The sequence below is a fragment of the Acinetobacter sp. ANC 4805 genome (genome assembly GCF_022549495.1).
Lineage (GTDB): Bacteria > Pseudomonadota > Gammaproteobacteria > Pseudomonadales > Moraxellaceae > Acinetobacter.
Genome location: NZ_JAKZGD010000002.1, coordinates 1 through 15118, shown reverse-complemented (window position 1 = coordinate 15118; position 15118 = coordinate 1). Strand labels below are relative to the sequence as shown.

The window sequence follows — 15118 nt, the reverse complement described above, 5'->3', positions numbered from 1 at the left end:
CGGAACGCTGTATGAACAAAAGACTATTGCTGACAATTATTATTGTTCTAGTGGTCTTGGTCGGGATTGTAGTCTGGAAGAGCACTGCCTCTTCCGCTGCAATTCAGCAAACCAAAGCTACATCCTCTCAAGATTCATCAACCAATGTTGCTGATGAAGCCATGCACAATAAAACCAAAGATGAGGTATTCCAGACATCGCTATTGAAGCAGCTCAAGGCACTACAACAGCAACCTGGCAACATCACGCAATTTTTGAATGATTTTAAAGCCAATTGTCCTGTATCGGACTGTAATGCAGCTTTAGCAAAAGCCTTAGCGAATTACCCTGATCAGAAGTTTGCGCATTTGGTTGAAAATTTATTAAAGCGTATGCCGCAATATGAGCAACAAATGCAGAGTACTGTATTGTCTACATCTTTATCACCTAAAGAACGTTTTGATGCGCTCTGGAAACTCAGAGAACAAACTTTAGGACAAGCAGAAGCAATGCTCGGTTTTGGACAAGAACGTAACTATGCAGACTATCGTTTTGCTTATAATGATTTAGCTCAGAATCAAAATCTGAGTGCGGAACAACGTTTAAAAGCTTTTGAGGCATTACAACGCCAATATCCTGATACAACGAAACAGGAAAGTAAAATGGGGCTTTATGAACAAGCGATACAATTACTCAATCAAAGTTCAAATAATCCTGCTGAAATTGCAGGTTTGAAACAAAAATTGCAGCAGCAGTATTTAACCGAGCAAGAACGACAAGATATTCAACTTCGTGATCAACGTGAAGTTCAACAGCAGCAGCAGGTCAATCAATATCAGCAAGCCGTGCAACAGCTCCAACAAGAAATGCAGCCCTTAAAATCGCAGCTTTCTGATGCAGAATGGCAAAAACAATATGAAACCCGTTTGCAAGATTTACGTCTCAAAATGTTCTCTTAATCATCATTTTTAAAACCATCTGTATCATGAACACAGATGGTTGAATATAGGTTTAACCAAATATTGTGGTATTTATAAAAAGGAAAACTAAGATTATTGATGGAAATCAAAGGAATGAACTATCCAAAATTTCAACATGACTTAAATATTGCACTTGAATCAGAAATCTTAGGAGAATTAATTTTTCTGAATGCTGCTCAACATGCTCGTTCCATTGAACAACAGCAAAAATGGAAAACATTAGCGCGACTGGAAGCTCAAACACTTCAACGGTTAGAAAATTTCTTAGCGCAACAGGATTACACTGCTTCAATTCGACCACATATTAAGTTGCAAGCCAAAGCATCAGGTATTGTGATGGCAAAGCTTCCTTGGAAAGTTGCTATGCATTTACTCAAACAAGGTACAAAACCTTTTATGGAAACGTTTGAGCGAATGCATCAACATGCTGACGCAACGACTCAAGAATTTTTTCAATATTTATTGGCACATGAACATGCATTAGCTGAATTTGCAACCCAAGAATTAGAGGGAAATTCGACAAGTTCACTTGTAGCTGTTGAAAAATTATTAAAAAGCTAGGCGTAGAACCTAGCTTTTTAATTTATACGCTTTATGTAATCGCAACATTTAATAGTAATTGTCGTTTTTTCACTTGTTGCCCAACTTGACCAATCAGTTCATCCACTACACCGTCAACATCTGACTTGATTTGTTGCTGAATTTTCATGGCCTCCAAGATCAATAAGGTCTGTCCCTTAACAACTGTGTCTCCTGCATTGACCAATAGATTCACAATCGCCCCATCCATCGGCGCACGGATTTTACCATCCCCTACCACTTCCGCAGCTTCAGGTGCGGCATAGGTGATATTTTCAATCACTAAATTACCATTCGCTGTATCTAAATAGAGTTGATTTTGATCAAGTACATAACTCAACTTTCGACGCACGCCATCAACGTTATAGATGATCTGAGTATCAGTTATTTCTACAACCTGAATCGTACAGTGTTGATCACATAATCGCACGGTGACTTGCTGTTGATCCATCTCGACTTGTAGTGACAGTTGTTGGTCTGCACATTTCAATTTTAATGGTAGTGGCGTTGCAATACCTGTTTGCCATGCCGTTTTTGAAGCCTTGTGTTGCGCAAATAGTGTTGCTGCAATCGCTAAACTTTCAAGCATTGGAACTTGTTGATGTAGGCTAACATCATCCTGAAAATGCTGTTGGATAAATGCGGTATTGGTATCCCCTGCCACGATAATTGGATGACGTAATAAATTAACCAAAAACTGTTTATTGCTATTTACACCAAGTAGCACACAATCATCTACTGCACGCGCTAATAAGCGAATAGCATCTTCACGGGTCTTACCATAGGCAATCACTTTAGCGACCATTGGATCATAAAACGGACTAATTTCGCCCGCCTCTAACATGCCATGATCAATACGTACATTTGGCAACGCAGCAGGTTGCCAACGCAACACTTTGCCTGTTTGTGGTAAGAAATCCTGACGTGGATCTTCTGCGTATAACCGCACTTCGATCGCATGTCCATTTAAAGTCAGTTCATGCTGCTGCAAGGGTATAGTTTCACCATTGGCGACACGGAGTTGCCACTCTACCAAATCTAGTCCCGTAATCATTTCTGTCACAGGATGCTCAACTTGCAAACGAGTATTCATTTCAAGGAAATAAAACTCACCTGATTGATCCAGTAAAAATTCAACCGTACCTGCGCCGAGATAGTCACAGGATTTTGCCGCTGCCACCGCAGCTTCTCCCATTTTCTGACGTAACTCGGGTGTCATCACTGGACAAGGTGCTTCTTCCACCACTTTTTGATGACGGCGTTGAATCGAACAATCTCGTTCAAACAGGTATACATAGTTACCATGCGTATCACCAAACACTTGGATTTCCACATGACGAGGTGCGATCACCGCTTTTTCAATAATTAATTCACCTGAACCAAACGCATTTTCAGCCTCTGAGCGTGCTGTTTTTAAAGCTTCCAACAAATCAACAGACTGGTGAACCAAACGCATGCCACGTCCACCACCACCAGCAGATGCTTTGACCATCAATGGAAAACCAATTTTTTCCGCTTGCTCAGCCAAGTATTCAATATCTTGTTGATCACCCTCATAACCAGGTACACACGGCACACCTGCCTCAATCATGGCAATTTTGGATAATCGCTTGCTACCCATCAAATGAATCGCAGCAGCGTTTGGCCCAATAAAGGTAATGCCATTGTCGCTACAGGCTTGGGCAAAATCGGTATTTTCAGACAAGAAGCCATAACCAGGATGAACTGCATCTGCGCCTGTCTTTTTGCAGGCTTCAATAATATTAGCGATCGACAGATAGGATTCAGACACTTTAGATGCACCGATGTAAACAGCCTCATCGGCAACTTGAATATGGCGTGCATTGGCATCTGCATCTGAATATACCGCAACAGTTTGGTAACCCATTGCTTTTGCCGTTTGCATCACACGAACTGCGATTTCACCACGATTTGCGACTAAAACTTTTGAAAATTTCATTATTGCTCAGTCCAATTTGGTAAACGTTTTTGAATAAATGCCATCGTACCTTCTTGCCCCTCTACCCCACCAACCGCTTGAGCAAACTGCTGTGCAGCATCGTCAAGTAAAGAATCTAAAGGCTCATTTAAAGTTCGATGTAGCAATGCTTTGGTATTTCGAGATGCCAACGGCGCAGCACGTTTGATCTGTTGAATAGTATCCCTAAGCAATTGCTCAAGCTCAGCGTCATCACGTACAACTTCATGTATCACACCTAACTTCTGCGCAGTCTCACCATTAAAGCGTGAACCTAACAGCGCCAAACGACGGGCTTGAGTCAGTCCAATCCGTTTCACCACGAACGGTGCAATTTGAGCAGGCAATACCCCAAGACCTGTTTCAGGTAAGCCAAACTGAGCATTGTCACGACTAATCGCTATATCAGAGACACAAGCTAAGCCAAAACCACCACCGAGCACTGCACCTTCTAAAATTGCAACAACCGTTTGCGGAGCTTGATCAACTTGTTCAATCATGGCACCAAAGCGGCGGTTAAAATCAACATAGGGTTGCAAGCTGCCAGCATTCGCTGCTTCAACACGCAATGCTGCCATGTCCTTAATATCACCACCTGCACAGAAATGCCCACCTTTACCACGCAAAATCACCGCACGAATCGAAACATCATCAGCAATGTGAGCAAAGACCTGTTGAATGGCATTAACCATGTTGAGACTCATGGCATTACGGCTTTCAGGTCGATTCAGCCACAACGTTAAAATACTGCCTTGTTGTTCAAGTTGGATACTTTCATCCACTTGTAAATCAGTAAGAGAAGTTGAAAGTGTCATTTTTCTTCTCCTATCTTATTTCTGTTTCTTCGGCAAAATATCCATCAATTTACAGATGATCCCAAGCATGATTTCGTCTGCACCACCGCCAATCGAACCTAGACGTCCATCACGATACAACTGTGATGCTGGGTTTTCCCACATAAAGCCATTTCCGCCCCAATATTGTAGGCAGCTATCTGCAACTTCTCGAGTTAATCGCCCTGCTTTGAGCTTTGCCATCGAAGCCATCATCGTGACATTTTCTCCTACGATATGTTGTTCACAGGCTTGATAAGTGAGTGCTTTTAGCGCTTCAACTTCGGTCATCAATTCAGCAAAACGGAAATGCACATATTGATTATTAATCAGTGGCTGACCAAAAGTGGTTCGTTCTTTGGTGTAATCAATCGTTTGTTGAATCACATTTTCCAAACCACCCACAGCATTGGCACATGCCCACATACGCTCCTCTTGGAACTGCATCATCTGCATCATGAAGCCCATCCCCTCAGCACCCACAAGATTGCGCTGTGGTACACGAACATTATCGAAATAAACTTGAGCAGTTGTGGTTGAACGCATTCCTAATTTATTGAGTGGTTCTGAGAAACTAATGCCTGCAGTCTTCGCAGGAACAATGATCATCGATTTATTGACATGCGGTTTGTCATCAGAGGTATTAGCAAGTAAGCAGAAGAAGTCCGCTTGCAGTGAATTAGTAATCCACATTTTGCTGCCATTAATCACATAATCATCACCATCTTTTTTTGCGGTGGTTTTAACCGCTGCAACATCTGAACCTGCATGTACTTCTGAAACTGCAATTGATGCCACATATTCACCGTTAATCGCAGGTGTTAAAAATTCATCACGCAATTCCTTACTACCAAAACGGGCAAGTGCAGGTGTTGCCATATCGGTTTGTACACCAATCGCCAAAGGCACACCACCACAGGCTGCACGACCTAATTCTTCTGCCACCACAAGGTTATACGAATAATCTAAACCCAAGCCGCCATTTTCTTCGGGCTTACAAATACCAAGCAAACCTAAATCTGCCATTTTCTTAAAGACTTCATGGATCGGAAAACGTCCCGCTGCTTCCCATTCTGGAATAAACGGATTAAGTTCGTTTTCTACAAACTGACGTGCGGTACGACGTAATGCTTCATGCTCTGCAGTAAATTTCATTGTTTTTTCCTTTTAAAATATATTTCTATAACAGTTCGATACCCAAATAACGAACACATAGTGCAAATAATCCAAAACAGATGATCGTTAAGAAAATACTGGCTAAAATAGCAAACCAAAATCCAAAGCGATGCAGTAAAAATGGAAAAGCGAGAAACATAGGTAGGGTCGGTACAACATACCAAAATGTGTAATACGCATGATTGGCAATTTTTTCAATGGGTTGTTTTTCAACATACAACCAAATCAACACTAAAAAAGTCACTAAAGGTAATGAGGCAATAAATGCACCAAACTTATCACTACGTTTTGCAATTTCTGAAATGCCCACAACCAAAGCCGCAGTTACAGCATATTTAAAAATAATAAATAGCATACCCATTCCTATTTCATCACTTTAAAAACGAGACACACCAAAACGAGTTGGATTTAACTCACGTTGCTGTGCTTCATAAATAGTTTGTAACAAGAAGATCAATACTTTACGTGTATCTCTAGGATCGATAATGCCATCGTCATGCAACATCGCTGTGTTGAATAAAGCGGTCGATTGTTGTTCCAATTTCATCGAAGTACTTTGTTCTAGAAAATCCAACATCTGTGGATTCGGTTCCATACCTGAAGCTTTCTGTTTACCCTCAGCCACGATACGCAACACTTTTCCTGCCTGAGCTGAACCCATCACCGCCACATGTGAATTTGGCCATGCAAAAATAAAGTTAGGCGATAAACTACGTCCGCACATGGCATAGTTACCTGCTCCATAAGAACCAGCAACAATGATCGAGATTTTAGGTACAGTCGCGTTGGCAACCGCTTGGATCAGCTTAGAACCATGTTTAATAATGCCGTTTTGTTCAGCATCCGTTCCGACCATAAAACCCGTGGTGTTATGCAAGAATAAAAGTGGTCGTTGGGTTTGTTCACAAAGATGAATAAACTGTGCGGCTTTAACCGCTCCTTGTGGTGTGATTGGTCCATTATTGGTGATAATTCCAATATGTACCCCACCCATTTTTGCCCAACCGCAAACAGTAAGCGCATCATATTCTTGTTTAAATTCTAAAAAGTCTGAATCATCAATAATCCGCGCCACGATTTCTTTCATATCCAAAGGTTGCTTCGGATCTTGCGGAATAATGCCTAACAATTCCTCGGCTGAGTAACGAGGTTCTTTATAATCCTGATCGAGACTTTTGGTTTGTTCTTTCCAGTTCAAATGCTCAAAAATTTCACGAGCAATACGAATGCCATCAGCATCATTTTCAGCTAAATATTCAGCTACACCAGAAACCTGAGTATGCATTTCAGCACCACCGAGTTCCTCAGCCGTGGCTACTTCGCCAGTAGCAGCTAACAATAATGGGGGACCAGCCAATAACATTTCTGTTTGCTTACGCACGGCAATCACATAGTCAGATAAACCTGGTTGATATGCCCCACCTGCGGTGGCATTACCATGTACCACCGATATCTGCGGAATCCCTGCCGCAGACATTCGTGCCTGATTGGCAAAAGTCATACCGCCATAAGTAAACACTTCGGCTGCATAATTTAAATTTGCGCCGCCACTTTCGGTCAATGTCACAATCGGTAATTTTTGCTCAAGCGCAATCTTTTGTAAGCGTAAGGTTTTCTGTACACCCATCGGTGACATGGTGCCGCCTTTGATTGCACTATTACTCGCTGTGACCAAAGCACGAACGCCACTGACAAAACCAATTCCCGCGATAATGCCTCCACCCGCTTCAGAGCCATCTTTATCATCATGCATGTTGTAGCCAACTAGACCGCATAACTCCACAAAAGGTGAATCAGTATCGAGAAGTAAACGTACCCGTTCGTGTGGAAGAATTTTGCCTTTCTTATCAAATTTGGGTTTTGCTGCATAAGACTTATCAATGCCTTTCTGCTGTACGGCACGCACTTCTGCAATTTGGCTTAATAAAGCATCTCTATTTTGTTGATATTGTTCACTACCGACTGCAATTTCAGATTGAAGAATAGTCATAATTTAATCCTTGTTTGCATCTTGCGCTTGTGCAGATTGTTGCTCTGCTTTTTCAATCTGATCTTTGAGTACATCTGGAATAAATGCACGATGGAAGCCATTAAAAGACTGGCTATTCGTTGCATCTGCTAACGGATACATCCGTGTTCCTTGTGAAGCTGCACCATCAACTCTTAAGGTCACACCTGAAACAAATGCAGCAGCATCAGAGAGTAAATAACAAATCGCTGAAGATATCTCAGATTCTGTACCCATTCGTTTTAAAGGCACATTACCTGCCAAACTTGGAATAATGAATTTGGCAAAGTCACCACTGTAGTTATCCATACCAGAAGAAATAATCCAACCCGGTGCAACACAATTAACCCGAACGCCTGAACGTCCCCATTCGACTGAAGCGGTTTTGGTCAGGTTATCCACACCTGAACGTGCCGCACCAGAATGTCCCATTCCCGGCATACCGCCCCACATATCGGCAGCCATATTGACAATACTACCGCCGTGTTTTGCCATCCATCGGTTATAGGCTTCACGCATCAGGTAAAAAGTTGAATGCAAGTTATTACGTACTACAGCATCAAAGCCATTGGCAGAAATACTTTCAAGCGCAGATGGAAATTGTCCACCTGCGTTATTGACAAGACCATCTAGCTTGCCAAATTTTTCAATGACTTCAGCAATCATGTTTTTGACTTGTTCTTCATCACGATTATCACAGACGATAAAATGGATTTTGCCACCATCTTCTAAAATTTCTTGGCTAACTTTTTCTAGCTTTTCAATTTTTCGCCCTGTAATCACCACTTGTGCACCCAAAGATGCTAGTTCATGTGCGGTACAACGACCAATACCAGAACCTCCGCCTGTCACGATAATCACTTTGTCAGTAAATGCATCTGCCCTGAAAATTGATTGATAACTCATTTGATTTACATCCTTTACTTATTTTTCTAACAATTTTGCTGGCACTTTAACTGGCATATCTAATAGCTGTTGTGCAAATGCCTTACCTTGTGGATCAATCCGCAGACTGGCAATCCCACCACCACCCAATGCATTTTCAAGCATAAAATTCAGTGCATGCATGGCTGGCAGTTCATAACGAATGACTTTTGATTTTTCAGCATCTAAAACATGCTGCATATAATCAGCAACATTTTCCTCAGTGAGTGCCGCTCGAATCCACGGCAAATATTCCGCTTTACGTGCAATCACCCCGATATTGCTGTGATTGCCCTTATCGCCACTACGTGCATGAGCGACCTCAACCAAAGGCACTTCAATTTCATCACCTTGATAAATTGCGACTTCACCAATTGGGTGTGGAACATAACTTTGTGTCGCTAAGCCTGTTGGAATCTCAACAGCATGACGTTGCCCTGCAAAATCGACCTCAACCTTGATTTGATCTTTATCAATTAGGAAAGAGAAAAGTTTAACCACCGCCGAAGCTTTAGGACGACCACCAACAATCCCCGCCAATGCAGGTGCCATACCTGTGGAGGCTTGTGCAATTTCTGAAGCAAAGAACATACAAGCTTCTTTAAACATATGTTTCACGGCAATTTTGACGACCACCTCACGACTATCGTGCACTCTGGCATGCGAACCATAGGTGCTTTCGATACCCAGAATTTCAATTGATTTTTCACTAAATGGTGGAACAGAGCGTAAAGCCAGTACACGTTCACATTTATTTAGAATTGAATTGGCAATGGTTTGAGCTTTTTCAGGTGCTTCACGACCCGCGATTAAAAAGCTAACTAAAACACGATAACCATCCGCATAGGTAGCGCTGACTTTATATTGTTGGGTTGGCGCACGACCTGTTGCACCTGTAACTTTTACTCGATCTTCACCGACTTGCTCTAAATGAACTTGGCTAAAATCGGCTGTCACATCAGGAAGTAAATAAGCTTGCGGATTGCCAATTTCATAAACGATTTGTTCTGCGACTGTTGCAGTCGATACCAAACCACCTGTACCTTGTGGTTTAGTCACAACAAAAGAGGAATCTGCACTGACTTCCACAATTGGAAAGCCCATGTTGTCAAAGCCGTGTACCAAGCGCCAATCAGTAAAATTACCACCTGTACATTGAGCTCCACATTCAATCACATGCCCTGCCAATGAGCCTTGAGCCAACTTATCATAATCATCTAATGACCATTTATATTCATGCAGTAATGGTGCAAGTACCACAGCCGAATCAACCACTCGACCTGTAATCACAATATCTGCACCTAAATCTAAGGCATCACGGATCGCAACTGCCCCTAAATAAGCATTACTGCTGGCTACATGATGTGGTAAAGCTTCGCCATTAAACATTTCCTGAACATTTTGCTTGAGTAACTCAGCATGTTTGGGTAATACATCATCCCCAAGTACCACAGCAACTTTTAAATCTAATCCTTTTTCATCAATTATTTTTTGTAAGGCATCACGACACGCTAAAGGATTAACACCCCCTGCATTACTAATGACTTTGATTTTTTTCTCAGCAATTTTATTAATCAGTGGTGACATGACACGGCTAACAAAATCCAAAGCATAACCATGGCTTGGATCAGTCATCATTGCCTTAGCCATGATCGACATGGTAATTTCTGACAAATAATCAAAGACTAGATAATCAATATCACTCAAATGTACCAACTGAAATGCAGCTGTGTTGGTATCACCCCAGAAACCTGATGCGCACCCAATTTTGATTACCTTCTGATCATCCTGCTTGACGCTTATCATGAGTTTTCTCATTGTTATTTCTAAGTTGCTCCAACATTACCAAGCAAGTGCTTGGTTTGTAAAGTGCATAATGATATGCTGTATTAGCAAAAATAGACAAATTCAAGCAAATGCTTGTTATAAAAAGATAAGACAATTCATTAAATGAATTTTGTTACAATGCTGACTAGATTTAATAGGATAGACGGACTGGCATGATCGCAACTTCAATTGAGCAAATACCTAGAATTGTATGTTTTGACGATAGTCCACGTGGGCGTTTATTGCTTGGTGCAGCTTATCTATTTTATAAACAAGGTTATGACAAAACCACGGTTCGCCAACTGGGTGAATTTATTGGTATCCAGTCAGGTAGCTTGTTCCATCATTTCAAAAGTAAAGATGACATTTTAGCGACTGTCATGGAACAAACCATTATTTATAACTTTGCCCGTTTAAAAGAAGCAGCTGGACGCTCAAACGAACCAGAACAACAATTACGTGATTTAATCAAAGCTGAGCTGATTTCCATTACAGGTGATACAGGTGCAGCAATGGCAGTACTTGTGCATGAATGGTTTGCTCTATCAAAAGAAAAACAAGACTATCTTCTGAAGATGCGTAATGAATATGAACAAGTTTGGCTCAATGTGATTGAGAAATTACGTGATCAGGGCAAAGTCAAACATGATGCCTTTATTTGGCGTCGTTTGGTCGGTGGCTCTATTTCTTGGTCGGTCACATGGTATAGACCTGACGGTAAGGTCAAGATAGATGAACTGACCGAAATGGTGTGGGAAATGGCGATCAAATGAGTTATCGAATGCATCCAAAATAACTTGAAAATGTATTTGCCTTGACAAGTAAACAACGCTATGAACATTTTATTTCAAAAATATGTGATTGGGAGGAGCTTTGGATACTAGCAGATCACAATCAAAATTTTCTTATCATTACACCACAAGAAAATCTAGAATACTTACCTGTATGGCCTCATGCTGACTATGCATCCGCTTTTCATGAAATTTACCCATCCCTTAAACCATCTAGAATAGAGTTAGATAGCTTTCTTGAAACATGGCTTCCAAATTTAAATAAGGATGGTTTAAAAGTAGGTGTTTTACCCAATCTAGGAATAGATGTTTGGATTATAGATCCACTCGATTTAAAAGAAGAATTAGAGAATGAACTACAGCAATATGAATGAACAAAACTTAGAAATATGAAAATACAACATGTTTATTTACGTAACAGTATATAAGAATGGCGATATTTCAAACAAGTTCACATTTGAAGTCATCACTATAAGTACGATGTCTTCTTTTTACATAATCAGTATCGACGATGGCTCGTTATTGATTCATAAAGAAATACGTTTAAATAGCATATACTCATAGAATGAGTTATTCAGACCATTTTAGAAAGAAAGTATTGGCTAAGCTTGATAAAGGATATTCTACTCGAGCTGTTGTTGCTCAATTTGAAATTGATAAAAATACGATTGTCCAATGGAAGAAATGTATAGCGATCAAAAGAGCTCACCCACTAAACCCTGTAAAATCGATAATGATGTTTTACGTGTTGATGTTGAAACATATCCTGATGTCTTTCAATATGAACGGGCTACACATTATAATTGGCAGTTAAAAAATCAGACCAATCCAATTGGAGCAATTTATCAACAGGAATTATTTGCAGTCAAGTTATTTGATTGCAAAATAAATTCTGATGTCTTTTATTTTTTAGTTTGAGCAACTACTGATCCCTGAATTACCAAAAAACAGTATTGTGGTTATGGATAATGCAACATTTCATAAGAGAGTTGATACTTAGACATTATTAGAACAACAAGGACCTCAGATACTTTAGTTTCCTGCATACAGCCCTGATTTAAATCCTATAGAAAAGATGTGGTCATTAGTTAAATGCAAGCATAAAAAGTAGTTAGTTGATCAATTATTTCGTTTCTTTTGAGTAGATGTATGATGAGTAACTAAGCGGCTTTACTATATACCCACGTCGCATAAAAAACCGAACTAATGACTTAGTTCGGTTTAATGTCATATTTATCAACTTATTTTAGAATAGAATACCTAATCTAAAATGATTACTTATAATCAAGACAAGTCGTAATATCTGTACCGAATGGACTAATTTGATCTGGTCTCCATTTACCATCTGTATCATCTACATCAGCCGCTGCAACAGGAGGAACTAAAGATAAAGCCATCGTATTATCTTTTGTAGAAACTGTAGTTGAGGCATTTAGATTAACGCGCAACCAATTTGAATAGTTTTTACCATAACGTACTTTAAAGTCAAACTTACCTTGAGAATCAGTAATAAAGGTTGCTTTTGTTCCAAGTGGTGAATTATTCATACCTAAAATAGCAATATTGCTTGCATACTCATTTGATGGGCATTCAACAAAAGTGGTAATTCGTTTTGGAAGATTATTCTCATAAATAGTATAATCACGAGACCAACGCCAAATACCCAACCATGACCACATACCATCACTTGTTTGTGCGTATGTATAATCGCGCACCCAATTAAACTGCCCTTTCATAAAACTAACAAGTTCTAATGAAATACTAATTTCTTGATTCGGAATGGGGTTTCCAGCTGTATCTACAACAGATGCTGAAAAATCTTTATTATAGAATGTACTAGCATTTGGATCTGTACTAACCAAATGATTTTGTGAAATTGTAATATATGCCGATTGAGTTGCAACAGTCAATTTTAAAGTTGGAGAATAAACTGGTTTTTGAACCTTAGCATCGCCAGCTGAAGCAACAATCTCGACACCACCACCTAGTGTTTGCCCAGCACCAGCTGTATAAATCACTGTTGCACGACCAGCACTATCTGTAATAGCTGTCGGTTGAGAAATTTGCCCTGTTGAAGAAGTATCTTTAACGACTTTAAAAGATACTTCCGTATCAGGTATTGGAGAACCATTCTTATCTTTGACTAAAGCACTTATCTTTGTATTTGCTCCAGGCGCCAATACACTCGCTTCAGATTGTATTGAAATCATCTCAGGTAGCCCAGGACTCACACGTTGGGCAACATAAATGTTATTAGTACCAAATGTTGCAGATATCGTTGCTATAGATGCTACAGCACCTGTAAAAGTTGTTGTCGCATCGCCAATCCACACCCCATTTTCTTGTCTGATATTTGTAATTCCAGCAGTTTGAGGACTTACTGTACCATTAGATGTTGCAAATTTAACACTTTTCCCAGTTAACTCTGCCTGAGTAGAAGCTGTGACTTTAAAAGTAAGGGGCTTAGCTATACCAATACCAACAGGATTCGTATCTGATGTGAGCTGTAAAACATTATTAGTAACATTTGCAGTTAAAACGACCGAATCCGTCGTTAAAATATTATTAATAGTTTGGTTCGCACCTTCTACTGTCAATTTACCAAGTAAACTCAATTTACGTTCAGGTGAATTAAGTACAGTAGTATATGGAACTTTAAAAACAGCACGACCACTTTGATCTGTTGCTATTACATCTGCAATCGTTTTTCCAGTCGCATCAACCAAACTAGCCTTAGCTCCACTCAATGGGCTACCAACCGCATCAAGTGCAATTAATGTAACATTAGCAGTACTTCCTTCTTCCAATAAACTCATATCAGAAGAAATACTAACCGCTGTACCATTAACAGGAACAACCAACTCCTGCTTTGCTTGCCCTGAAGTCACTACAACCGTAATCGTTCTATTCATACGCTGATTAAGTGTAGTATTAACTAGAGAAAGTGTTGTCTTTGTTAGCCCGTTTTCATCACTTGTAAGACTACTTGGTGTACTCAAACTCGCACCAGCATTTACAGCATCTTTGATTTCAACTTTAACATTTGCTTTAGGAATCACACCACCAGTTTTATCTAAAGTACGAATAGTTAAAGTTAGGCTATCTTCACCACCAGCATTAAGGCTACTTTTACTTTGACCTACAGATAACAGATCAGCAGACACTTGAGTTGAAGTATTAGTGTTGTCTGTGGAAGATCCACTATTCGTATTAAAATAGCCTCCATCTCCACCACCACAACTTGCAAGCATTACTGACATAGCAATTGCTGACAACTTTAAAGTAAGTTGTTTTTTATTCATCATCATTCCTTTATATCCCCAATCTAACCTAAAAACAGGATAAGATTTTTAATTATAAAAATATGCCTAATGAAATCACAATCTAGCTTTTATGTAAATATACTTTATCTTCAAGTAAAAAATATAAAAGAGAACTCAATCAAACTATTCTAGTGAAACGAGAGTTCAACAAAATTTTTTAATCTTTTTTTATGAAATGCTGGATTTTCAATCTAAATAATATGCTAAGTTACTTTGGATCGCCACTTCTTCTAATTTTTCCTTCGCTCAATAAAAAACACCCCCTCAGCATTAGCGGAGGGGGTGATTTAATTTAAAAGCTGGCGATGACTTACTCTCACATGGCAAACGCCACACTACCATCAGCGCTAAGAGGTTTCACTTCTGAGTTCGGGAAGGGATCAGGTGGTTCACTCTTGCTATTGTCGCCAGCAAACTGTTGTGGTGTTTTCGGGTCTTAATCACGTGTCTTGCGGAACTTTAATCGTTCCTCACGTATGCCTTACTTACGATCCAAAGAGTTATTAACGGATTAGATTATTGAGTCGATATTGTAACTAGTATTTCAACTAAATCAAGTTCAATCAGTTATTTTCACTTCTGACTGTTTGGATTTGAATCGAATTGATGCTTTACATACAACTGCTTGGGTGTTGTATAGTCAAGCCTCACGAGCAATTAGTATTGGTCAGCTTCACACGTCACCGTGCTTCCACACCCAACCTATCAACGTCCTAGTCT

12 protein-coding genes, 2 rRNA genes and 1 pseudogene are annotated in these 15118 nt (G+C 39.9%); 5 read left to right on the top strand and 10 right to left on the bottom strand.

Annotated features, from left to right (window positions below):
• The first annotated feature begins 11 nt into the window (after positions 1–11).
• Together MMP60_RS02645 and MMP60_RS02640 are read left to right on the top strand one after the other, a co-directional pair.
• Entirely contained in the window at positions 12–938 is a 927-nt protein-coding gene (locus tag MMP60_RS02645; RefSeq protein ID WP_241334849.1) for a lipase chaperone, read from the top strand.
• Positions 939–1052: 114 nt separating this feature from the next.
• Positions 1053–1520, top strand: coding sequence for a hypothetical protein (locus MMP60_RS02640; RefSeq protein WP_241334848.1), 468 nt, complete (start codon positions 1053–1055; stop codon positions 1518–1520).
• Between the two features lie 31 nt (positions 1521–1551).
• On the opposite strand, the gene MMP60_RS02635 is transcribed toward MMP60_RS02640, so the two are convergent.
• The 7 genes from MMP60_RS02635 to MMP60_RS02605 are packed head-to-tail and all read right to left on the bottom strand — an operon-like array spanning position 1552 to position 10263.
• The gene (locus MMP60_RS02635) at positions 1552–3498 is read right to left on the bottom strand and encodes an acetyl/propionyl/methylcrotonyl-CoA carboxylase subunit alpha (RefSeq protein ID WP_241334847.1); all 1947 of its coding nucleotides are present in this window, start codon (positions 3496–3498) and stop codon (positions 1552–1554) included.
• Positions 3498–4331 (bottom strand): enoyl-CoA hydratase-related protein, encoded by an 834-nt coding sequence (locus tag MMP60_RS02630; protein ID WP_241334846.1) that lies wholly within the window; start codon positions 4329–4331, stop codon positions 3498–3500. The genes MMP60_RS02635 and MMP60_RS02630 overlap by 1 nt, the downstream gene beginning before the upstream one ends.
• Before the next feature lie 15 nt (positions 4332–4346).
• Positions 4347–5504 carry an acyl-CoA dehydrogenase family protein gene (locus MMP60_RS02625; RefSeq protein ID WP_241334845.1) on the bottom strand — a complete coding sequence of 386 codons (1158 nt, stop codon included), beginning with the start codon at positions 5502–5504 and terminating at the stop codon, positions 4347–4349.
• 25 nt (positions 5505–5529) lie between these two features.
• Entirely contained in the window at positions 5530–5880 is a 351-nt protein-coding gene (locus MMP60_RS02620) for a DUF3147 family protein (protein WP_241334844.1), read from the bottom strand.
• Between the two features lie 21 nt (positions 5881–5901).
• Positions 5902–7515 (bottom strand): carboxyl transferase domain-containing protein, encoded by a 1614-nt coding sequence (locus MMP60_RS02615; protein ID WP_241334843.1) that lies wholly within the window; start codon positions 7513–7515, stop codon positions 5902–5904.
• 3 nt (positions 7516–7518) lie between these two features.
• Positions 7519–8439: an SDR family oxidoreductase gene (locus MMP60_RS02610; protein WP_241334842.1), complete on the bottom strand. Its 921-nt coding sequence runs from the start codon at positions 8437–8439 to the stop codon at positions 7519–7521.
• An 18-nt stretch (positions 8440–8457) separates the two neighbouring features.
• Entirely contained in the window at positions 8458–10263 is a 1806-nt protein-coding gene (locus tag MMP60_RS02605) for an acyclic terpene utilization AtuA family protein (RefSeq protein ID WP_241334841.1), read from the bottom strand.
• A gap of 194 nt (positions 10264–10457) precedes the next feature.
• On the opposite strand from MMP60_RS02605, the gene MMP60_RS02600 reads away from it, so the two are divergent.
• The 3 genes and pseudogenes from MMP60_RS02600 to MMP60_RS02590 all read left to right on the top strand — a co-directional run.
• Positions 10458–11057, top strand: coding sequence for a TetR/AcrR family transcriptional regulator (locus MMP60_RS02600; protein ID WP_241334840.1), 600 nt, complete (start codon positions 10458–10460; stop codon positions 11055–11057).
• Between the two features lie 41 nt (positions 11058–11098).
• Positions 11099–11449, top strand: a complete 351-nt coding sequence (locus MMP60_RS02595; protein ID WP_241334839.1) for a DUF2750 domain-containing protein — start codon at positions 11099–11101, stop codon at positions 11447–11449.
• A 191-nt stretch (positions 11450–11640) separates the two neighbouring features.
• A pseudogene (locus tag MMP60_RS02590) lies at positions 11641–11867 on the top strand (IS630 transposase-related protein); the annotation flags it as partial.
• A gap of 482 nt (positions 11868–12349) precedes the next feature.
• Here the strand turns inward: MMP60_RS02590 and MMP60_RS02585 are convergent.
• The 3 genes from MMP60_RS02585 to MMP60_RS02575 all read right to left on the bottom strand — a co-directional run.
• Positions 12350–14335, bottom strand: a complete 1986-nt coding sequence (locus MMP60_RS02585) for an Ig-like domain-containing protein (protein ID WP_241334838.1) — start codon at positions 14333–14335, stop codon at positions 12350–12352.
• Positions 14336–14695: 360 nt separating this feature from the next.
• A 5S ribosomal RNA gene (rrf, locus tag MMP60_RS02580) occupies positions 14696–14810 on the bottom strand.
• Positions 14811–15034: 224 nt separating this feature from the next.
• Positions 15035–15118: ribosomal RNA gene (locus tag MMP60_RS02575) — 23S ribosomal RNA — on the bottom strand; the annotation flags it as partial.

Coding starts and splice junctions, on each gene's coding strand:
- MMP60_RS02645 (WP_241334849.1), top strand. CDS start 12: ATGAACAAAAGACTATTGCTGACAATTATTATTGTTCTAGTGGTCTTG.
- MMP60_RS02585 (WP_241334838.1), bottom strand. CDS start 14,335: ATGTCAGTAATGCTTGCAAGTTGTGGTGGTGGAGATGGAGGCTATTTT.
- MMP60_RS02605 (WP_241334841.1), bottom strand. CDS start 10,263: ATGATAAGCGTCAAGCAGGATGATCAGAAGGTAATCAAAATTGGGTGC.
- MMP60_RS02620 (WP_241334844.1), bottom strand. CDS start 5,880: ATGCTATTTATTATTTTTAAATATGCTGTAACTGCGGCTTTGGTTGTG.
- MMP60_RS02630 (WP_241334846.1), bottom strand. CDS start 4,331: ATGACACTTTCAACTTCTCTTACTGATTTACAAGTGGATGAAAGTATC.
- MMP60_RS02615 (WP_241334843.1), bottom strand. CDS start 7,515: ATGACTATTCTTCAATCTGAAATTGCAGTCGGTAGTGAACAATATCAA.
- MMP60_RS02610 (WP_241334842.1), bottom strand. CDS start 8,439: ATGAGTTATCAATCAATTTTCAGGGCAGATGCATTTACTGACAAAGTG.
- MMP60_RS02635 (WP_241334847.1), bottom strand. CDS start 3,498: ATGAAATTTTCAAAAGTTTTAGTCGCAAATCGTGGTGAAATCGCAGTT.
- MMP60_RS02625 (WP_241334845.1), bottom strand. CDS start 5,504: ATGAAATTTACTGCAGAGCATGAAGCATTACGTCGTACCGCACGTCAG.
- MMP60_RS02640 (WP_241334848.1), top strand. CDS start 1,053: ATGAACTATCCAAAATTTCAACATGACTTAAATATTGCACTTGAATCA.
- MMP60_RS02600 (WP_241334840.1), top strand. CDS start 10,458: ATGATCGCAACTTCAATTGAGCAAATACCTAGAATTGTATGTTTTGAC.